Below are 21,825 nucleotides of genomic sequence, written 5' to 3'. Positions count from 1 at the left end.
AAGAAGGGATTTTAATGATGGAAAAAGATGAACGTTTTAAACAGGCCGAGTTTGGTGCTATTGTCGGGATCGTTGGTAATATTATATTAGCGACTATAAAGGCGGTAATTGGTTATATTGGGAACAGTAAAGCGCTTTTAGCAGATGCGGTGCATTCTGCATCAGATGTAATTGGTTCGCTAGCTGTACTGTTTGGGTTACGAGCAGCAAAGCAGCCGCCCGATGAAGATCACCCGTATGGTCATGGTAAAGCGGAATCGATTTCAGCGATTATTGTTGCAGTATTATTATTTATTGTGGGAATCGAGATAGCGATTTCGTCCATAAAAGCTTTTTCACAGGAACTAGAACCGCCGAAAGGGATTACAATTTTTGCTGTCGTTCTTTCAATTATCGTGAAAGAAGGAATGTTTCAATATAAATTCCGATTAGGGAAAAGGGTAAATAGTGATGCAATTATTGCAAATGCATATGAGCACCGTTCAGATGTGTTTTCTTCAATTGCAGCTTTAATCGGTATTTGTGCAGCGATTATTGGTGGTAAGTTCGGGTTAGATTGGCTTGTGTATGCCGATCCAATTGCAGGATTATTTGTTTCACTTCTCGTTGCAAAAATGGCATGGAGTATTGGGGCAGAAGCAATTCATGCAACGCTTGATCATGTTCTTCATGAGGAAGATGTTATTCCGCTTAGAGAAGCAGTACTTCAAATAGACGGTGTAAAAAAAATTGGTTCTTTATACGCAAGGGAACATGGTCATTACGTTATTGTTGATATTAAAGTTTCTGTAGATCCATACATTACTGTAGAAGAAGGGCATCGCATTGGAAAGCATGTGAAAGAAACGCTTATGAAACAAGATAACGTACAAAATGTGTTTGTACATATAAATCCGTATTCTCCAAATTAAACGTTATTAACATTTTAGTATATAGATATTGCATTGTAGTTTGCATGATATTGTCACCCCTTAATCTGTCTTGTATAATGAACAGGTTAAGGGGTGATTTCGTGTTACAACCGAAGACGCGTTGGAAAGAAAAAGAATATAATGGCGAGCGAGTGAGTGAATTAGCAAGTAAATTACAATTATCACCACTTGTCGTTTCGTTATTCCTCGGTAGAGGATTAGATACAGAAGATAAGATTTTAGATTTTTTAAATACAGAAAATCAAGAATTTCATGATCCATTTTTATTAGAAGGAATGGATAGAACGGTAGAACGTGTAAATAAGGCGATTCAAAATGGAGAGCAAATATTAATATTTGGTGACTACGATGCGGACGGAGTAAGTAGTACGACTGTATTATATCTTGCCTTACAAGAATTAGGTGCAGACGTAGAATTTTATATCCCAAACCGTTTTACAGAAGGTTATGGACCAAACGAAGAAGCATTCCGTTGGGCGCATAGCGCGGGATTCTCACTTATTATTACTGTTGATACTGGTATCGCAGCTGTACATGAAGCGAAAGTAGCGAAGGAACTTGGGATAGATCTTATTATTACAGATCACCATGAGCCGCCACCAGAATTGCCAGAAGCACTTGCGATTATTCATCCGAAATTAGATGGCGGTGTGTATCCGTTTCACTATTTAGCGGGCGTTGGTGTTGCGTTTAAAGTTGCGCATGCACTACTGGGCCGTGTACCAGAACATTTATTAGAAATTGCAGTAATTGGTACAGTAGCCGATTTAGTATCACTTCACGGTGAAAATAGATTGCTAGTGAAGCGCGGTTTAAAACATATGCGCATGACGAAAAATATTGGACTAAAGGCGCTATTTAAAGTAGCTAATGTTTCGCAAAGTGAAATTACAGAAGAGAGTATTGGCTTCTCAATCGCACCTCGTATTAATGCAGTTGGACGTTTAGAAGATGCTACGCCGGCTGTACATCTTTTATTATCAGAGGATCCGGAAGAAGCGAAAGAGCTGGCTGAAGAAATTGATGAACTGAACAAACTGCGAAAAGATATTGTAAAGCAAATTACAGAAGAAGCTATCGCTGAGGTGGAAAATAATTTCCCGCCTGAAGACAATAAAGTATTAGTGCTTGCAAAAGAAGGATGGAATCCAGGTGTAATTGGAATTGTTGCTTCTAAATTAGTTGAACGTTTTTATCGTCCAACGATTGTATTATGCATTGATCCTGTAAAAGAAACTGCAAAAGGTTCAGCGCGTAGTATTGCAGGATTTGATTTGTTTGCAAATTTGTCAGATTGTAGAGAGTTATTGCCACACTTCGGAGGACATCCGATGGCAGCGGGAATGACGCTACATATGAATGATGTAGATGAATTACGCCGCCGTTTAAATGAACAGGCAGATACAATTTTAACGGAAGAAGATTTTATTCCAATTACAGATGTCGATGCTTTTTGCAAAGTGGAGGACGTAACACTTGCAGCAATTGAAGATATGCAAAAGTTAGCGCCATTTGGTGTTGGAAATCCAAAGCCACGTATTGCAGTGAAAGATGCGGAGTTAGAAAGTATTCGTGCAATCGGATCAGACGGTTCTCATTTAAAGATGTCTCTTCGTGATGGACAAGCAACATTGGATACAATTGGATTCGGTTTTGGTGCGTACGCGAAAGAAATTTCTCCAGTTGCAAAAGTATCTGTAATAGGAGAAGCGTCTATCAATGAATGGAATAATTTTAAGAAGCCGCAATTAATGGTGCAAGATATTGCTGTAGAGGCATGGCAATTATTTGATTGGCGTAGTATGCGTAACGTAGAAGCAAATTTAGCAGAACTTCCGAAAGAAAAAATCACGATGTTGTATTTTTCTAAAGAGGTATTGAATAAATTTTCTTTAGAAGACTATAAAGAGCATATGATGCATGCATCAGAAGTAACCGAGTTAGATGAGCAATACATCGTGTTACTTGATTTACCAAAAGGAACAGATGAATTACGAGATCTATTTAAAGTTGGGTTCCCGTCGCGAATTTATACGCTATTTTATCAAGAGAATAATCATTTATTTAGCACTGTTCCAACGAGGGATCACTTTAAATGGTACTATTCATTCTTGAGCCAAAAATCACCATTTTCTTTAAGGCAATATGGAGAACAACTATGTCAACATAAAGGTTGGTCAAAAGATACAGTAAATTTCATGACACAGGTGTTTTTTGAGTTAGAATTTGTTACAATAAAAGATGGCGTCATTTTTATGGCAGACAAAAAACAAAAGCGTGATTTAATTGAATCGAACACATATCGTGAGAAAATGAACCACTTACAATTAGAAAAAGAATTGGTTTATAGCACATATCAGCAACTATATACATGGTTTAAAACGATTCGTAATCATAAAGAAGTAGAACAGTTAGGGTAAAGGATTTGTATTTACAAACCTTTTAGATCTGAGGAGGATTCAGAAATATGGATTTCAAGCAACATATCGCAATTGTACCGGACTATCCAAAAGAAGGTATTGTGTTTAAAGACATTACACCGTTAATGAACGACGGTAAAGCATACAAAGCAGCAACAGATGCAATCGTTGAGTATGCAAAAGAGAGAGACATCGACCTTGTAGTAGGTCCAGAAGCTCGTGGCTTTATTATTGGTTGCCCAGTTTCTTACGCATTAGAAGTAGGATTTGCGCCAGTTCGTAAATTAGGAAAATTACCACGTGAAGTAATTACAGTTGACTACGGTAAAGAATATGGTAAAGATGTTTTAACAATCCATAAAGATGCAATTAAGCCAGGCCAACGCGTATTAATTACAGATGATCTATTAGCTACAGGTGGAACAATCGAAGCGACAATTAAGCTAGTTGAAGAGCTAGGCGGAGTTGTAGCAGGAATTGCATTCTTAGTAGAACTTACTTACTTAGATGGTCGTAAAATGTTAGATGGTTACGATGTATTAGTATTAGAAAAATACTAATCGCTATATAGGTAAAACTACGGTGATAAGAAGTACCCGTGAATCTCTTGGAGAGGAGCGGGTACTTTTGTATAATTGAACAAAAAATTATGGTGAAATGTCAGTAAAATCTTTTCCTTTTCACAATTCACAATCATTGGGTTATAATGATAGAATATAATTTATTCTATTTAATAAAGATAAAGTCAATTTTCAATAAAAGGTGATTCGATGGCAAATGAGCAGGTACTAACAGCTGAACAGGTACTCGAGAAAGCAAGTCAATATTTAGTGGATGAAGATATTGAGCTAGTAGCACGTGCCTATGAATATGCACGCGATGCGCATAGCGAACAATACAGAAAATCGGGTGAACCATACATTATTCATCCAATTCAAGTTGCAGGTATTTTAGTTGATTTACACATGGATCCAGCTACAGTATCAGCAGGTTTCTTACATGATGTAGTAGAAGATACAGAGATTACATTAGAAGATATTGAACGGGAATTTAATAAAGAAATTGCTATGCTTGTTGATGGTGTGACAAAGCTTGGAAAGATTAAATATAAATCTCATGAGCAACAACAAGCAGAAAACCATCGCAAAATGTTTATTGCAATGGCTCAAGATATTCGAGTTATTTTAATTAAACTAGCTGATCGTCTTCATAACATGCGTACATTGAAACATTTGCCTCAAGAGAAGCAGCGTCGCATTGCGAATGAAACGTTAGAAATCTTTGCGCCTTTAGCACATAGACTCGGAATTAGTACTATTAAATGGGAGCTAGAGGATACGTCACTTCGCTACTTAAATCCACAGCAATATTATCGTATTGTAAATTTAATGAAGCGTAAACGTGCAGAACGTGAAGAGTATTTAGACGAAGTAATGACTGGTATTCGTGAGAAATTAGACGAAGTTGCAATTCAACCTGAAATTTCTGGAAGACCAAAACATATTTACAGTATTTATCGTAAAATGGCACTGCAAAATAAACAATTCAATGAAATTTACGATTTATTAGCTGTACGTGTCGTTGTAAATAGTATTAAAGATTGTTATGCAGTACTTGGAATTATTCATACGTGCTGGAAGCCGATGCCAGGTCGTTTTAAAGATTATATTGCAATGCCGAAAGCAAATCTATATCAATCTCTTCATACGACTGTAATTGGACCGAAAGGTGATCCGCTTGAAGTGCAAATTCGTACGAAAGAAATGCATGAGATTGCAGAATTCGGGATCGCGGCACACTGGGCGTATAAAGAAGGAAAAACAGCAGAAACAACAGGTACATTAGAGAAGAAACTTACATGGTTCCGTCAAATATTAGAATGGCAAAATGAAGCTTCTAATGCAGAAGAGTTTATGGAGTCGTTAAAAATTGATTTATTCTCTGACATGGTATTCGTCTTTACACCGAAAGGCGATGTAATGGAATTACCACTTGGATCTGTTCCAATTGACTTTGCATATCGTGTGCATTCAGAGATTGGGAATAAAACAATTGGTGCAAAAGTAAACGGGAAAATGGTGACACTTGACTATAAATTAAAAACAGGTGACATCATTGAGATTTTAACATCGAAACATTCGTATGGACCAAGTCAAGATTGGGTGAAACTTGCTCAAACATCTCATGCAAAAAACAAAATACGTCAGTTCTTTAAGAAACAACGTAGAGATGAAAATATTGAAAAAGGCCGTGAACTTGTTGAGAAAGAAGTGCGTAGCCTAGAGTATGAGATGAAAGAAGTGTTAGCGCCTGACAATTTAAAACGAGTTGCTGAAAAATTCAATTTTGCAAATGAAGAAGATATGTTTGCGGCAGTTGGATATAATGGTATCACTGCATCGCAAATTGTTACGCGACTAACGGACAAGTTCCGTAAGCAACGTGAAGAAGAAGAGATTGTTGAAGTTAAAGAAGTTCGTAAACCGATGAAAATTCGAAAATGGGATTCTGGCGTTAAAGTAAGTGGTGCAGATAATTTATTAATTCGTTTATCAAAATGCTGTAACCCAGTACCTGGTGATGATATCGTTGGGTATATTACGAAAGGCCGAGGCGTATCGATTCACCGCCGTGACTGTGTAAATGTTCATACAGAAGAAGCTATAGAACGTTTATTAGAAGTAGAGTGGGAAGGTAGCCCTGAAAAAGAAATTGAGTATAACGTTGATATTGAAATTTCAGGTTACGATCGCCGTGGTTTATTAAACGAAGTATTACAAGCTGTTACAGAGACGAAAACGTACATTTCAGCAGTTTCTGGTAGAAGTGACCGTAATAAGATGGCAACAATTAATATGTCAATCTCTATTCGTAACTTACAGCACTTGAAAAAAGTAGTAGAACGCATTAAACGTGTTCCAGAAATTTATGCAGTACGACGCATGATGCATTAATAGGGAGTGTAGAAAAGATGAGAGTTGTTTTACAACGATCAAAAGAAGCGTCTGTCACAGTAGACGGTGAGATCGTAGGACAAATTCCGTTCGGTTTAACATTACTAGTTGGCATTACGCATGAAGATACAGAAAAAGATGCAACTTACATTGCAGAAAAAATTGCGAACTTACGTATTTTTGAAGATGAGAGCGGAAAGATGAACCATTCTGTACTTGATGTAGAAGGACAAGTTCTATCCATTTCGCAATTCACATTATACGGAGATTGCCGCAAGGGAAGACGTCCAAACTTTATGGATGCAGCTAAACCTGACTATGCAGAGCGTTTATATGATTTCTTTAATGAAGAAGTACGTAAGCAAGGATTGCATGTAGAAACAGGGAAGTTCGGAGCAATGATGGATGTTTCTTTAATCAATGATGGTCCGGTTACCTTAATTGTGGAAAGTAAATAGTGTTGCAAGAAGAGAGGGGATGAGCCCCTCTCTTCTTTTATGGTTTTTAATGGTATATTTTGTTAATTGTTGTTATGATAGTTAAGAAAATAAACGATATAATCGGGGGATTATGGGAGGTAAAACTTATGGAAACATTTGTACTCGTTCATGGAGCATGGGATGGCGGTTATGTTTGGAAAAAACTAGCTGAACTTTTAAGGGAAGAGGGTCATAGTGTATATACTCCTACATTAACTGGACTTGGGGAACGAACACATCTTATGCAACCTAATATAGGGTTGAAGACATTTATTCAAGACATTGTTAATACTATTAAATATCAGGGTCTAAAAGATGTAATTTTGGTAGGACATAGTTATTCTGGTATGGTAATTACAGGGGTGGCAGAAGTAATTCCCGAGTTCATTAAGGAGCTAGTATACGTGGATGCAATGCTTCCGGAAGATGGTGATTCTGTTATGGATATTTCTGGACCGGAAATGGCCGCGCATTTTATAGAAGAAGTAAAAGCATACGGGGAGGGATGGCGTGTTCTTCCTAGAAATACAATAGATGAGAGAAAATCAGCGATGCCATTGTTGGCTTTTACACAATCGGTTGAAATAAAAAACTTTAAAGCACAATGTATACCGCATATATACGTAGAAGTAAAGGATAATCCAGAACATTGGCCAATGACGTCTATCTTTTTAGAATCAGCAAAAAAAGCAAGAGATAGAAAATGGGAGGTTTTTTCTATTGAAGTTGGTGGGCATTGGGTAATGGAAACTAATCCAGAGGCATTGGTCCGTATATTGAATCAGAGTGTAGAAGTAATTTAATGTATGCTTTACTTCCTATAGAAGAAATGGCCGCGCAAGTTGTATTACATGTAATGTTAGAAATTCTCGTAATTGGGGTAGGTATTGTATCGTATCGTTATATTATTTGAAGCATCATATGCTAGCAAGTGGACTAGCTCATTGTTATAAATCCAATACTAATGTTTATTTTGAGTCAATAGCTTTTTCGTTTATGTATAACTCTCTAATCAATATGGAACAATAAAAAGTAAAACATCCATATTGAATGTGAGGGATATACGTATGCGTATGAATGAAAAAGGGCATTCTGTTACAAATGGTGCAAATCAACTGTTTAACGTGAATTTTCATGATTTTATTTCAAAAGAGCAAAACAATACTTCAATGGAGCTTGCTTCTGAGTTTGGCATTTCTCTTCAAGATGTAAAGCGTCTAAAGAAGCAGATTGAACGCTCTTAGAGCACTTGACAATCCTACTGAACAAACGTATAGTAATTTTATATTTACATATGAATATAACCTTTGATAGAGAAGAGTAAATGAGACACACATGGAAAGAGAAGAAATGTCTTAGGCTGAAAACATTTCTACATGATGACTGATTGAATGACACTCTAGAGGTTTCAACTTGAACGGCGTATACGCTTAGTAGGGATGAACGCACATTTAAGCGTTATTAAAAAAGTGGAAGCATACGTGCTTCAATTAGGGTGGCACCACGGGTATAATACTCTCGTCCCTACTGTTCAAACAGTAGAGGCGGGAGTTTTTTTATTTTTATTAAGATTAAAACAATTTGAGGAGGAACTGAATATGTCTATTCAAATCCCACGCGGAACGCAAGATATTCTTCCAGGTACTGTTGAGTTATGGCAGTATATCGAAGGGCAAGCACGCGAAATTTGCCGTCGTTACAATTACAAAGAAATTCGTACACCAATTTTTGAACACACTGAGCTATTTTTACGTGGTGTTGGTGATACGACAGATATCGTACAAAAAGAAATGTACTCATTCCAAGATCGTGGAGAGCGTAGTTTAACATTACGTCCAGAAGGTACTGCACCTGTTGTACGTTCTTACGTTGAAAATAAAATGTTCGGTGACGCAACACAACCGACGAAATTATACTATATCGGCCAAATGTTCCGTTACGAAAGACCACAAGCAGGTCGCTATCGTCAATTCGTACAATTTGGTATTGAAGCAATCGGCAGTAACGATCCTGCAATTGATGCAGAAGTAATTGCACTTGCTGTAGAGTTTTACCGCGGCATGGGCTTAAAAAATATTAAAGTTGTATTAAACAGCTTAGGTGATGCAGCAAGCCGTCAAGCACACCGTGATGCATTAATCGCACACTTCGAGCCACGTATCGGCGAATTCTGTTCTGACTGTCAATCTCGTTTAGAAAAGAACCCTCTTCGTATTTTAGATTGTAAGAAGGACCGTAACCATGAATTAATGGGAACAGCACCATCTATTACAGAATACTTAAACGAAGATTCAGCAGTATACTACGAAAAAGTTCAAGAACTATTAACGATGATGGATGTTCCATTTGAAAAAGATCCGAACTTAGTACGTGGTTTAGACTACTACCAACACACTGTATTTGAAATTATGAGTGAGGCAGAAGGTTTCGGTGCTATTACTACATTAAGCGGTGGTGGACGTTACAACGGACTTGTACAAGAAATCGGTGGACCAGAAATGCCAGGTATCGGTTTTGCGATGAGTATTGAACGTTTAATTATGGCACTAAAAGCTGAAAACATTGAATTGCCAATCGAACATAGCATTGATTGTTACGTTGTAGCGCTTGGTGAAAAAGCAAAAGACCATGCTGCAAAAGTTGCATTTGATCTTCGTAAAGCTGGATTATCAGTTGAAAAAGATTATTTAGATCGCAAAATGAAGGCACAATTTAAATCAGCAGATCGTCTAAAAGCGAAATTTGTAGCTGTATTAGGGGAAGATGAGCTAGATAAAGGCATCATTAACTTAAAAGATATGGCAACAGGCGAACAAGAAGAAGTAGCATTAGATGTATTTGCTTCATACGTAGCAGAGAAATTAATATAGGGGGAACTTACAGTGGCTGAAAGAACGCATGCATGTGGAAAAGTAACAGTAGAAGCAGTTGGACAAACAGTTCAATTAAAAGGTTGGGTACAAAAACGCCGTGATTTAGGTGGATTAATCTTTATCGACTTACGTGACCGTACAGGTATCGTACAAGTTGTATTTAACCCAGAAACATCAAAAGAGGCGCTAGAAGTAGCAGAAACAATTCGTAGCGAATACGTATTACACGTAGAAGGTACAGTTGTTGAGCGTGGTGAAGGCGCAATTAATGACAATATGGCAACGGGTCGTATTGAAGTACAAGCAACGAAAGTAAACGTATTAAATGCAGCGAAAACAACGCCAATCATTATTGCTGATGATACAGATGCATCAGAAGATGTGCGTTTAAAATATCGTTACTTAGACTTACGTCGTCCTGTAATGTTCAATACATTCAAAATGCGTCATGACGTAACAAAAACAATTCGTAACTTCTTAGACACAGAAGAGTTCCTAGAAGTGGAAACACCAATTTTAACGAAGAGCACGCCAGAAGGAGCTCGTGATTATTTAGTACCAAGTCGTGTACATGATGGTGAGTTTTATGCATTACCACAATCTCCACAGCTATTTAAACAGCTTCTTATGGTCGGCGGATTTGAGCGTTACTATCAAGTAGCACGCTGTTTCCGTGATGAAGATTTACGTGCGGACCGTCAGCCAGAATTTACGCAAATCGATATTGAAGCTTCATTCTTAACACAAGAAGAAATTTTAGATATGATGGAGCGCATGATGACGAAAGTTATGAAGGATGCGAAAGGTGTAGAGATTAGTGCACCATTCCCTCGTATGACTTACGCTGATGCAATGGCTCGTTACGGTTCTGATAAGCCAGATACACGCTTTGAAATGGAACTAACAGACTTATCTGAGTTTGCAGCAGGTTGTGGATTTAAAGTATTTACAAGTGCTGTAGAAAGCGGCGGACAAGTAAAAGCAATTAATGCAAAAGGTGCTGCGAGCAAATACTCTCGTAAAGACATCGATGCATTAACTGAATTCGTAAAAGTATACGGTGCAAAAGGTTTAGCTTGGCTTAAAGTGGAAGAAGACGGCTTAAAAGGACCGATCGCGAAATTCTTCGGTGAAGAAGATGCAAACGTGTTAATGAATACATTAGAAGCTACTGCTGGTGACTTATTACTATTCGTAGCAGATAAGAAGAGCGTTGTTGCAGATAGCTTAGGTGCACTTCGTTTACGTCTAGGTAAAGAGCTTGAGTTAATTGACGAAAGTAAATTTAACTTCCTATGGGTAACGGATTGGCCGCTTCTTGAGTACGATGAAGATGCAGATCGTTACTTCGCAGCTCACCACCCATTCACAATGCCATTCCGTGAAGATGTTGAGCTATTAGAAACAGCACCAGAAAAAGCACGTGCGCAAGCATATGACCTTGTATTAAACGGTTATGAGCTTGGTGGTGGATCACTTCGTATTTACGAGCGTGACGTACAAGAAAAAATGTTCAAAGCACTTGGATTCTCACAAGAAGAAGCGCAAGAGCAATTCGGATTCTTATTAGAAGCATTCGAATACGGTACTCCACCACACGGTGGTATTGCATTAGGTTTAGACCGTCTTGTTATGTTACTTGCAGGTCGTACGAACCTTCGTGATACAATTGCATTCCCGAAAACAGCAAGCGCAAGCTGCTTATTAACAGAAGCTCCAAGCCCAGTTGCAGAAGCACAGCTTGAAGAGTTAAACTTAAAATTAAGCTTAAAAGAAGAGAAGTAAGAATAGGGTCTAGATGGTTATACTAATACCATCTAGGCTTTTTTTGAGAGGTTGTTTAAAAAGTCCGGTTCAGATAACTGTCGCATCTCGTCGTTACGTATGCTAGTCTGGTGCTCGAGTAGTAAAGCTACACTGCGCTCCTCCTGGCTTCAGCGCCTCGATCTGCTCGGTTCTCTAAATCCTCCTTTTTAAACGTGTATTTAGGAAGAAACAAAATCCCGGTTTACACTATGTTTTTATTTTCAAAATATGTATTTTTAGGAATTCTATAACTTTTTCTATACAAATAGTCGGAAAAACGCTAGAATACATGGTAGACCATTTTTGTAATAGGAGTGTAGAGCTGAATGTTACATCAATTTTCACGTAATGAATTAGCCTTCGGTAAAGAAGGACTTGAAATATTAAAAAATAGTACAGTCGGTATTTTAGGAATTGGCGGCGTAGGTTCTTTTGCAGCTGAAGCGTTAGCACGTTCTGGAGTTGGGCGTCTCGTATTAGTAGATAAAGATGTTGTAGATATTACAAACGTAAACCGTCAAATTCACGCTTTAGTATCTACTGTAGGACGTTCAAAAGTAGAATTAATGAAAGAGCGTATTGCAGACATTAACCCAGAGTGTGAAGTAATTGGACTAGAAATGTTTTACACAGATGAAACATATGAAGAGTTCTTTAAGTACGGTTTAGACTTTGTAGTGGATGCATCTGATACGATTACGTTCAAAATTCATTTAATTAAACAATGCTTACGTCGTAAAATTAAAATTATCTCAAGTATGGGTGCAGCAAATAAAATGGACCCAACTCGTTTCCGTATTGCGGACATCTCTAAAACACATACAGATCCAATTGCGAAAGTCATTCGTACGAAGCTTCGTAAAGAGGGCATTAAAAAAGGTGTAAAAGTTGTCTTCTCTGACGAAAACCCAATCGTAATTCATGAAGAAGTACGTAAAGAAATTGTACCAGACGAAAATGCAAAAATTCGTAAAGCGAAATTACCACCTTCATCAAATGCATTCGTACCATCTGTGGCAGGCTTAATTATGGCAAGTCACGTTGTACGTGAACGCATTAAAAATGTAGAAGTGAAGCGTGTAGGGCAAGAATAAAATGAAAGCATATATCCATTTCGGATATATGCTTTTCTATTATATTTTAAAGAACTGCTGATATTTGCAATACTAATACTTCAAGTGTAAGTAATCCTAATAAAAAATAATCATATTTGTTCGATTTATAAGCTGACGTCTTTTTTAAACTATGAATGGTAAAAAGACCTAATATTAGGACGAGAATGCCAAGCGTTATTTTGAAGACTATTAATGAAATAGCAATCATCTCCCTTCGATCGTATATATTCATATTAACATTTAAGTAAAATATATCCAATTAATCTTAGGTATTTATTTTTATAACAAATCGACTTATTTTGTCAACATTTGTCGGTAAATCGATATTCCTTGTCGAATAGTCGATATAATTAAAAATCGTTGATATATTGTAAGTTACGATAGATATATTCGAAAAATCGTCGATATAATTTCATTTACCAATATGCTATCCACCGAAGAGACAAAAAAAGGATGTCACTTAGCCGGAAAATTGGGCTAGGTGACATCCTTTTTTAATTCTCTGCAGAATAAATAATATCTAAATTTCCATTTTGATCTGTCTTGAAAATGGGAGCGATCTGCTCTTCTTGTTCTTCAACTGAAACGAGTTTTCGAGCACGATCCATAATTCTAACGAGCATTGCATAATCTTCTTCGATTGCTTGTTGTTTTTTTGTGAGTGCGGCTAATTTAGTTTCAAGCTCATCATTCGTTTTTTGCAAGGAAGTGAGCTGAGTTTGTAATACTTCATTTTCAGTTTGTAACTTTGCGAGTGAAGGATTATTGTGCTCTAAGTTTTGCAAAAACGAGATGACATTTTGCATTGTAAGTTCTTGTTTACTTGGTACAATATCTTCTGAAAACTCAGCATCGATTACGAGTTGTTTCGTTTTTGTGAACTGATCTTTTTCTATTTTAGCTTCAGAACGCTTTAATTCTTTACGTTGTTTTTTCGCAAGCTGCACCGCATCTTCATAATTTGGCCTTACTTCAGCATTCCATCTAAAGCCGCAAGCTGCGGAAGTGCGGTTTAAAGCATCGCCGACTTCATCGAATGCTTTTATTTGTGTACTGCCGCTGCGAATATGTCGTAAAACAGTTTCTGCTAAAAGGAGATCGTCTTCTTTTGTCCATGCATCTTGACGTGTTTTCATAAGCGAAGCCTCCATAATGGTGACGTTTTCGCTTATGTTACCCTTTATTTTTCGTTTTATTCGAACTTTGTAATCTTTCATATACAGTAGAAAGTGCTTGCTCAAATTTCCCTGTCGTTTTCGGTTTATAATATTGTTTGTTTTTTATTTTATCAGGTAAGTATTGTTGCTGTACCCAACCATTTGGATGGTCGTGTGGATATAAGTATCCAATGCCTCTTCCAAGTGCCTCTGCGCCTTTGTAATGACTATCTTTTAAATGACTTGGAATATCGCCTGTTTGACCGTTCCGTAAATCGTGTAAGGCAGCGTCAAGTGCTTTATAAGCTGAGTTTGATTTTGGTGATAGGCAAAGCTCAATAACGGCATTTGCAAGTGGTATGCGTGCTTCTGGGAATCCAACTCGTTCCGCTGATTCTATAGCTGCTAGCGTACGCGGTCCAGCTTGCGGGCTAGCAAGTCCAATATCTTCATATGCCATAATAAGAAGACGTCTACCGATGCTTTGTAGGTCACCAGCTTCAATAAGACGTGCTAAATAGTGAAGTGCTGCATTTACATCACTTCCGCGCACCGATTTTTGAAATGCCGATAATACGTCATAATGAGCATCTCCGCCTTTGTCATGAACGAAGCTCTTTTTTTGTAAGCATTCTTCGGCGATTTCTAGCGTAATTTCCGCAGCTTTGTCATCAGTTGTAAAGCTAGATAAAACAGCTAGTTCCAGTGCATTATAAGCGGAACGCATATCTCCGCCTGATGCATTTGCGAAGTGATGTAATGCTTCAGGCGTAACAGTTACATCATATTCCCCAAGACCTTTTTCTTTATCTTCAAGTGCTCGTTTTAAGCCAATTAAAAGATCATCTTCTGTTAATGCGTGTAATTCGAAGATTTGACACCGACTTCGAATAGCAGAATTAATAGCATGGAACGGATTACTCGTCGTCGCACCAATTAAGGTAAGGAGTCCACTTTCTAAATGAGGTAATAGAAAATCCTGTTTTGCTTTATCTAGACGGTGTACTTCATCTAAAATTAAAACGAGGTGTCGATGCATCTTTGCCTCTTGTACGACAACTTCCATATCTTTTTTATTATGAGTAACAGCGTTTAATAGGCGAAAAGGGGTTCCGGTACTTCCTGCAATTGCGCTCGCGATGGATGTTTTTCCAGTGCCTGGAGGGCCATATAAAATCATAGATTGAAAATGATTTGCTTGGACCATTCGCCATAAAATTTTTCCTTCACCAACTAAATGTTGTTGTCCGATAATTTCTTGAATATTTGTAGGGCGCATTCGATGTGCGAGTGGTTGTTTCATTTTTACCGTCTCCCTTAATGTATAATCTCTTTCTATCGTATCATTTTTTTTTAGTGGAATTTGAAATAGGATGCTGTTTTGTGGGAAAAATGAATATGAATATTTTCATTTTTCTTTCAATTGTAATAATTTCCGAGTTTTTCAATGTGATTTTATGTTATCATTTTGATACACAAGTTGAAATTTCTTATAATACTATATTATGCTATAATTTCATAGGATTTTAAATTGTGTTCTTTTACAAATAAGATATAACCAATAGAAGTGAAAATTTGAAAAGAGGTGCAAAATAGATGAAGATTTCAACGAAAGGCCGCTACGGCTTAACAATTATGATCGATCTTGCAAAAAAGTTTGGTGAAGGTCCGATTTCATTAAAATCAATTGCGCAGGCACATGACTTATCTGAGCATTACTTAGAGCAATTAATTTCACCACTTCGTAACGCGCGTCTAGTAAAGAGTACACGCGGGGCATATGGCGGATATGTATTATCAGATCAGCCGGCTAATATTACAGCTGGGGATGTAATCCGTGTATTAGAGGGTCCGATTAGTGTTGTAGAAATGATAGAAGAAGAAGAACCAGCACAACGCCAATTATGGATGCGTGTTCGTGATGCGGTGCAAGAAGTGTTAGATAGTACCACATTAGAAGATTTAGTACGTTATGAGGAAGAAAATCACGGGGGCTATATGTTTTACATTTAATTCCTTGTGAAACGATTTGGAAAGAAGGAGATTTAATGGAACGCATTTACTTAGATCATGCTGCGACATCTCCGACTCACCCGGAAGTGGTCGAAAAGATGATTCCATATATGACAGAAACATTCGGAAACCCGTCTAGTATTCACTTTTATGGACGTCAAACGCGCCATGCAGTAGATGAGGCGAGACGCGCATGTGCACGTAGCATTCATGCGAATCCGAATGAAATCATATTTACGAGCGGTGGTACGGAAGCTGATAATTTAGCGCTTATCGGTGTAGCGCGTGCGAACCGTCATAAAGGTAACCATATTATAACGACGCAAATTGAACATCATGCAATTTTGCATACGTGTGAATTGTTAGAGCGTGAAGGATTTGAAGTGACATATTTACCTGTTGATGAAACAGGACGCGTTCAAGTTTCTGACATACAAAAGGCATTGACAGAAGAGACAATTCTTGTATCTATTATGTTTGGGAATAATGAAGTTGGGACGATGCAACCAATTGCGGAAATAGGTAAGCTGCTAAAAGAGCATCAAGCTTATTTCCATACAGATGCGGTACAAGCTTACGGTTTAGTAGAAATTGATGTGAAAGAGTTTTGTATTGATTTATTATCAATTTCGGCTCATAAAATTAACGGGCCAAAAGGTGTCGGGTTCCTATACGCTGGTGCAGACGTGAAATTTGAACCGTTATTAATAGGCGGGGAGCAAGAAAGAAAACGCCGTGCTGGTACGGAAAATGTGCCGAGCATCGTTGGGTTGCAACATGCAATTTTGCTAGCTGAAAAAACTCGTGAGCAAAAAAATGCCCAATATGAAGAGTTTAAAGATATAATGGTATCTGTCTTCAAAAATGAAGACATTACTTTCGAGGTAAACGGAAACTTAGAATATCGATTACCACATGTGCTTAATATTAGTTTTACAGGAATGAACATTGAACCGTTTCTTGTGAACTTAGACTTAGCTGGCATTGCAGTATCAAGTGGTTCGGCTTGTACAGCTGGTTCGATTGATCCATCACATGTATTAGTGGCGATGTTCGGAAAAGACTCCGATCAAATACGTTCATCCGTACGTTTTAGTTTCGGACTTGGAAATACGAAAGAGCAAGTTGAGAAAGCGGCGTACGAAACAGTGAAAATCGTGAAGCGATTAACACAAAATTAGCATGGGAGGTGACATGATGAACAAACTACCTCACGAAACACGCGTTGTCATCGGGATGTCCGGTGGCGTCGATTCATCTGTAGCGGCTCTTTTATTAAAAGAGCAAGGTTATGATGTAATCGGAATTTTTATGAAAAACTGGGATGATACAGATGAGAATGGTGTCTGCACAGCAACAGAAGATTACAATGATGTAATCGAAGTGTGTAACCAAATTGGTATTCCGTATTATGCAGTAAACTTTGAAAAACAATACTGGGATAAAGTATTTACGTACTTCTTAGATGAATACCGAGCTGGTCGTACACCAAACCCAGATGTAATGTGTAATAAAGAAATTAAATTTAAAGCATTTTTAGAGCATGCAATAGCGCTTGGTGCTGATTATGTAGCGACAGGTCATTATGCACGCGTTGCTTATATGGACGGCGAATATAAAATGCTTCGCGGCGTTGATGACAATAAAGACCAAACGTATTTCTTAAATCAATTAAGCCAAGAGCAATTATCAAAAACAATGTTCCCGCTTGGTGAACTGAAGAAACCACAAATTCGTGAAATGGCGAAAGAAGCTGGTTTAGCGACAGCGGCGAAGAAAGATAGTACTGGTATTTGCTTCATTGGTGAGCGTAACTTTAAAGATTTCTTAAGTAACTATTTACCAGCACAACCAGGTGTGATGCAAACGTTATCTGGCGAAGTGAAAGGAAAGCATGACGGTTTAATGTACTACACAATTGGACAACGTCATGGCCTTGGTATTGGTGGTAACGGTGATCCGTGGTTTGCTGTTGGGAAAAACTTGAAAGAAAACATTTTATATGTTGATCAAGGATTCCATAACGAACTTCTATATGGCGACGAAGTTATTGCTACAAATGTTGGCTGGGTAAGTAATAAAGCGAAAGAGAAAGAATTTAAGTGCACAGCGAAATTCCGTTATCGTCAAGAAGACAATAAAGTAACGGTTCAAATCGTTGATGAAAATACAGTTCGTATTCTTTGTGACGAGCCAATTCGTGCAATTACACCAGGACAAGCAGTTGTTTTCTATGATGGAGATGAGTGTTTAGGCGGTGCTACAATTGATGAAGTGTACCGTAGCGGTAAGAAATTGGATTATTTAGGATAAAAGAGAAGCCTCTACCGATTCGCGGTTAGAGGTTTCTTTTACATAAGGCGAATTTTCGTTCGCTTGGAAAATACATTCTTTGTTATAATTTGTTGTAGAGGTGAAGGACATGTCAAACAAACTTGAAACAGGTATTCAATATATGCAAGAAGGAAACTGGGAAGAAGCTGCTAAAAATTTCACAGAAGCAATCGAAGAAAATCCGAAAGATGCGCTTGGATATATTAATTTTGCAAACTTATTAGATGTACTAGGTGACAGTGAGAGAGCAATTTTATTTTATAAACGTGCATTGGAGTTAGATGATAAATCTGCGGCTGCGTATTATGGATTAGGAAACGTATATTACGGTCAAGAGCAATTTGCAGAGGCGAAAGCTGTATTTGAACAAGCGATGCAAGCTGGATTACAATCAGCTGATGTAACGTTTATGTTAGGTATTACACATGTGCAACTTGGAAATGATCGTCTTGCACTGCCGTTTTTACAAAGAGCAACAGAATTAGATGAAAACGATGTAGAAGCTTTGTTCCAGTGCGGACTTTGCTTTGCACGACTAGAACATATTCAAGAGGCGAAACCTTATTTTGAAAAGGTATTAGAAATGGATGAAGAGCATGCAGATGCGTATTATAATTTAGGTGTTGCCTACGTATTTGAGGAAAAAAATGAGAAGGCTCTCGCTTTATTTAAGAAAGCAACTGAAATTCAGCCAGATCACTTTTTAGCGGGTAATGGTGTTCGTTTATTAGAGCAAGAAGCTGAATAAGATGAAAATATAGTTAATGAGTAGTTATCCCTCATCTAAATAGGTGGGGGATGTACTGCTCATTAAAGTGAAACGAAACCGGAAAGGAGAGGAAAGATGGGAAATCAACATGCAATGGATTTGTTTGAGGAAGAGAAAAAGTTTATAAAAGCGCAAGTTCTTCATACCATTTTCCACAACGAAGAAAACCTCTATTCCGTTGTCAGTATGAAAGTCATTGAAACGAATGAAACGTACGACGAAAAGAAAGTAATGATAAACGGTCATTTTCCTCGCATGCATGAAGATGAAGTGTTTACGTTGACAGGTCATTTTAAAGACCATCCGAAGTATGGAAAACAATATATGGTCGAAACGTTTAAGAAAGAATTGCCGCAAACAAAAGCCGGTATGGTGCAATATTTAGCGAGTGATTTATTTAAAGGGATAGGAAAGCGTACAGCTGAAAAAATTGTAGATCATCTCGGAGAACATGCTATTTCTAAAATTATGGATGACCCTGAGGCATTAAATGGTGTTGTTAATAAACAAAAGGCTCAGGAGATATATGAGACAATTGTTGAACATCAAGGATTAGAGAAAGTAATGAGCTTTTTAAATGGCTACGGTTTTGGAACGAAACTTTCTATTAAGATTTACCAGCAATATAAAGAGATGACATTAGAAGTGATTCGTAATAACCCGTATCAACTTATCGAAGAAGTGGACGGGATTGGTTTTGGAAGAGCGGATGATATAGGGCGTGCGTTAGGGATATCAGGTAATCACGACGACCGTGTGCGCGCAGGATGTTTTTACACGTTAGAGAATGTCTCATTACAACTTGGTCACGTTTATATGAGGAAAGACCAACTTGTAAGAGAAACGATGTCACTTTTAAACAATCAAGAAGGAAGAGTGACTGAGGAAGATATTGTAGGCTGTATTGAAACGATGCAAAGTGAAGGGAAAGTCATCATAGAAGAAGAGCGAGTGTATTTAGCAACGTTATTCTACTCTGAAAAAGGTGTTGTAAAGTCCATTCGCAGGCTTATGAATCAAGAAGAAACACCTTCATTTCCAGAGGCAGAAGTGTTAAAAACATTAGGTGAAATTGAAGAACAACTGAACGTACAATATGCACCGTTTCAGCAGGAAGCAATTCAAACGGCACTTCATAAACCGATGATGTTATTGACAGGTGGACCAGGAACAGGGAAAACAACAGTTATTAAAGGAATTGTTGAAATGTATGCGTCACTTCACGGGCTATCGTTAAATCCGAATGAATACAGTGATGATAATCCATTTCCGATATTATTAACGGCTCCAACAGGAAGGGCAGCGAAGCGAATGAGTGAATCAACAGGGCTTCCAGCTTGTACAATTCACCGTTTACTTGGATGGACGCCAGAAGGGTCTTTCCAGCGTAATGAAACAGATCCGGTACAAGGGAAATTACTCATTATTGATGAATTTTCAATGGTTGATATTTGGCTTGCAAATCAGCTGTTTAAGTCATTGCCAACTAACATTCAAGTTATCGTTGTAGGCGATGAAGATCAATTACCATCTGTAGGACCCGGACAAGTGCTGAAAGATTTATTGAATGCAGGTGCAGTTCCGACAGTAAAGCTTACTGAAATTTATCGTCAAGCGGAAGGTTCATCAGTAATTCAACTTGCTCATGCGATAAAAAATGGAACACTCCCACCAGATTTAGCGCAAAATCAAAAAGATCGTTCATTTATCGGGTGCACAGGAGCTCAAATTGTTGAGGTTGTTAAGAAGGTTTGTGAAAATGCGAAGACAAAAGGTTTTAGCGCAAGAGATGTACAAGTATTGGCCCCGATGTATCGTGGACCGGCCGGTATTAATGTACTAAACGAAGCGTTGCAAGAAGTGTTTAATCCGAAAAGGGAAAAAAGTAAAGAAATTGCTTACGGTGATGTTGTATATCGAAGAGGCGATAAAGTCTTGCAACTCGTTAATCAGCCGGAGAGTCAAGTTTTTAATGGTGATATCGGAGAAATTGTTTCGGTGTTTTATGCGAAAGAAAACGTTGAGCAACAAGATATGATTATCGTTTCATTTGATGGAATTGAGGTAACATATACAAAACCAGATTTAAATCAAATTACACATGCGTATTGTTGTTCCATTCATAAATCGCAAGGTAGTGAGTTTCCGATTGTAATTATGCCGATAGTAAGAAGTTATAATCGTATGTTACGTCGTAATTTAATTTATACTGGTATTACAAGAAGTAAGAAGTTCCTTATTATTTGCGGGGAGGAAGCTGCTTTTCAGTCTGGTGTAAATCGCCTTGATGATGCAATGCGTCAAACGACTTTAGCTAGCCGATTGCAAGAATCACAAGGAGAAGTACAGATGGTAACGGTTAATGGCGAAGAAATGGACGTGGAAAACATTTCACCGTATGATTTCATGTAACAAGGTAAAATTATATAGTGAAACTTTCAAACGTATAACGTTGAAAGGCTCCAGCAATGTATAAATGAATGCAGTTTGGAAATAATGGCGAATAGAATCCGGGAGACTGTAAGGAGATGAACGCCATATGTTTATTTGTCCAAATTGCAAAGGAAAAGACATTGGGAAAATAGGTGTCAACCAATTTTATTGCTGGAATTGTTATATCGAATTATCGGTTTCAAAGGGGAAAATCCATACGCATCAAGTAGAAGAAGATGGTTCGTTAAGTTCTCTTGATGATTTATTTGATGAGAATGAAAGAACGATCGGATAACGAAAAGGGGGATTTACTTTGAATCTACGCAATTCATTAATCGCATTAGGTGTTGGAGCGGCAGCATATCAATATGCTCGCAAACAAGATGTCTTTTCAAAACGCAATATGAAAAAAGCACGTAAGATGATTAAATCTTATTTATAAGCGTAAAAAACTCCCTTCATCATGAAGTGAACCCGAATAGTGGCACATGAAAAAAACACCTCCTGAATTCGCATACTAAGTATGCAAATTCAATGGAG

19 protein-coding genes and 1 other annotated feature are annotated in these 21,825 nt (G+C 37.7%); of the genes, 17 read left to right on the top strand and 2 right to left on the bottom strand.

The annotated features are described in order from the left end of the window. Nucleotides 1-17 precede the first annotated feature (17 nt). From PDQ33_RS16015 to PDQ33_RS15970, 10 genes are all read left to right on the top strand, one after another. Nucleotides 18-911: a cation diffusion facilitator family transporter gene (locus tag PDQ33_RS16015; protein WP_061132265.1), complete on the top strand. Its 894-nt coding sequence runs from the start codon at nucleotides 18-20 to the stop codon at nucleotides 909-911. 101 nt (nucleotides 912-1,012) lie between these two features. After that, nucleotides 1,013-3,352 (top strand): single-stranded-DNA-specific exonuclease RecJ, encoded by a 2,340-nt coding sequence (gene recJ / locus PDQ33_RS16010; protein ID WP_270756152.1) that lies wholly within the window; start codon nucleotides 1,013-1,015, stop codon nucleotides 3,350-3,352. Nucleotides 3,353-3,399: 47 nt separating this feature from the next. Further along, nucleotides 3,400-3,912, top strand: a complete 513-nt coding sequence (locus PDQ33_RS16005) for an adenine phosphoribosyltransferase (RefSeq protein ID WP_000346214.1) — start codon at nucleotides 3,400-3,402, stop codon at nucleotides 3,910-3,912. Nucleotides 3,913-4,122: 210 nt separating this feature from the next. Next, nucleotides 4,123-6,306 (top strand): GTP diphosphokinase, encoded by a 2,184-nt coding sequence (relA, locus tag PDQ33_RS16000; RefSeq protein ID WP_001262809.1) that lies wholly within the window; start codon nucleotides 4,123-4,125, stop codon nucleotides 6,304-6,306. Between the two features lie 17 nt (nucleotides 6,307-6,323). Then, entirely contained in the window at nucleotides 6,324-6,764 is a 441-nt protein-coding gene (locus PDQ33_RS15995; protein WP_001266956.1) for a D-tyrosyl-tRNA(Tyr) deacylase, read from the top strand. A 128-nt stretch (nucleotides 6,765-6,892) separates the two neighbouring features. Next, on the top strand, nucleotides 6,893-7,588 hold the full coding sequence (locus tag PDQ33_RS15990; RefSeq protein ID WP_270756155.1) for an alpha/beta fold hydrolase: 696 nt from the start codon (nucleotides 6,893-6,895) through the stop codon (nucleotides 7,586-7,588). A 264-nt stretch (nucleotides 7,589-7,852) separates the two neighbouring features. Continuing rightward, the gene (locus PDQ33_RS15985) at nucleotides 7,853-8,029 is read left to right on the top strand and encodes a hypothetical protein (protein WP_001242605.1); all 177 of its coding nucleotides are present in this window, start codon (nucleotides 7,853-7,855) and stop codon (nucleotides 8,027-8,029) included. Nucleotides 8,030-8,083: 54 nt separating this feature from the next. After that, nucleotides 8,084-8,314 (top strand) — a binding site (T-box leader). A gap of 69 nt (nucleotides 8,315-8,383) precedes the next feature. Then, nucleotides 8,384-9,655 (top strand): histidine--tRNA ligase, encoded by a 1,272-nt coding sequence (gene hisS / locus PDQ33_RS15980; protein WP_000027087.1) that lies wholly within the window; start codon nucleotides 8,384-8,386, stop codon nucleotides 9,653-9,655. A 12-nt stretch (nucleotides 9,656-9,667) separates the two neighbouring features. Beyond that, the gene (gene aspS, locus PDQ33_RS15975) at nucleotides 9,668-11,443 is read left to right on the top strand and encodes an aspartate--tRNA ligase (protein ID WP_000840908.1); all 1,776 of its coding nucleotides are present in this window, start codon (nucleotides 9,668-9,670) and stop codon (nucleotides 11,441-11,443) included. A gap of 347 nt (nucleotides 11,444-11,790) precedes the next feature. Then, nucleotides 11,791-12,558 (top strand): tRNA threonylcarbamoyladenosine dehydratase, encoded by a 768-nt coding sequence (locus tag PDQ33_RS15970; RefSeq protein ID WP_270756157.1) that lies wholly within the window; start codon nucleotides 11,791-11,793, stop codon nucleotides 12,556-12,558. 515 nt (nucleotides 12,559-13,073) lie between these two features. On the opposite strand, the gene PDQ33_RS15965 is transcribed toward PDQ33_RS15970, so the two are convergent. Both PDQ33_RS15965 and PDQ33_RS15960 read right to left on the bottom strand, forming a co-directional pair. Continuing rightward, a complete protein-coding gene (locus PDQ33_RS15965) occupies nucleotides 13,074-13,715 on the bottom strand; it encodes an RsfA family transcriptional regulator (RefSeq protein ID WP_000857699.1) in 642 nt (213 codons plus the stop codon). A gap of 37 nt (nucleotides 13,716-13,752) precedes the next feature. After that, nucleotides 13,753-15,039: a replication-associated recombination protein A gene (locus tag PDQ33_RS15960; protein ID WP_000812933.1), complete on the bottom strand. Its 1,287-nt coding sequence runs from the start codon at nucleotides 15,037-15,039 to the stop codon at nucleotides 13,753-13,755. 293 nt (nucleotides 15,040-15,332) lie between these two features. Here PDQ33_RS15960 and cymR point away from each other — a divergent pair, with 293 nt between their 5' ends. From cymR to PDQ33_RS15925, 7 genes are all read left to right on the top strand, one after another. Next, nucleotides 15,333-15,749, top strand: coding sequence for a cysteine metabolism transcriptional regulator CymR (gene cymR / locus PDQ33_RS15955; RefSeq protein ID WP_000704116.1), 417 nt, complete (start codon nucleotides 15,333-15,335; stop codon nucleotides 15,747-15,749). A gap of 35 nt (nucleotides 15,750-15,784) precedes the next feature. Then, entirely contained in the window at nucleotides 15,785-16,930 is a 1,146-nt protein-coding gene (locus PDQ33_RS15950; protein ID WP_048557574.1) for a cysteine desulfurase family protein, read from the top strand. Between the two features lie 16 nt (nucleotides 16,931-16,946). Then, nucleotides 16,947-18,062, top strand: a complete 1,116-nt coding sequence (mnmA, locus tag PDQ33_RS15945) for a tRNA 2-thiouridine(34) synthase MnmA (RefSeq protein ID WP_001038008.1) — start codon at nucleotides 16,947-16,949, stop codon at nucleotides 18,060-18,062. Nucleotides 18,063-18,171: 109 nt separating this feature from the next. Next, the gene (locus PDQ33_RS15940) at nucleotides 18,172-18,831 is read left to right on the top strand and encodes a tetratricopeptide repeat protein (protein ID WP_000066391.1); all 660 of its coding nucleotides are present in this window, start codon (nucleotides 18,172-18,174) and stop codon (nucleotides 18,829-18,831) included. Between the two features lie 96 nt (nucleotides 18,832-18,927). Next, the gene (recD2, locus tag PDQ33_RS15935; protein WP_270756161.1) at nucleotides 18,928-21,264 is read left to right on the top strand and encodes an SF1B family DNA helicase RecD2; all 2,337 of its coding nucleotides are present in this window, start codon (nucleotides 18,928-18,930) and stop codon (nucleotides 21,262-21,264) included. Between the two features lie 127 nt (nucleotides 21,265-21,391). Continuing rightward, nucleotides 21,392-21,580, top strand: a complete 189-nt coding sequence (locus PDQ33_RS15930; RefSeq protein ID WP_000469281.1) for a hypothetical protein — start codon at nucleotides 21,392-21,394, stop codon at nucleotides 21,578-21,580. A gap of 18 nt (nucleotides 21,581-21,598) precedes the next feature. Then, the gene (locus PDQ33_RS15925) at nucleotides 21,599-21,727 is read left to right on the top strand and encodes a YrzQ family protein (protein WP_001053553.1); all 129 of its coding nucleotides are present in this window, start codon (nucleotides 21,599-21,601) and stop codon (nucleotides 21,725-21,727) included. Nucleotides 21,728-21,825: the final 98 nt, after the last annotated feature.

This window comes from Bacillus cereus group sp. Bc031, assembly GCF_027716265.1.
In the GTDB taxonomy this organism is placed as follows: domain Bacteria; phylum Bacillota; class Bacilli; order Bacillales; family Bacillaceae_G; genus Bacillus_A; species Bacillus_A paranthracis.
The sequence above is the reverse complement of the archived record's forward strand: the minus strand, read 5'-3'. Positions and strand labels throughout refer to the sequence as shown.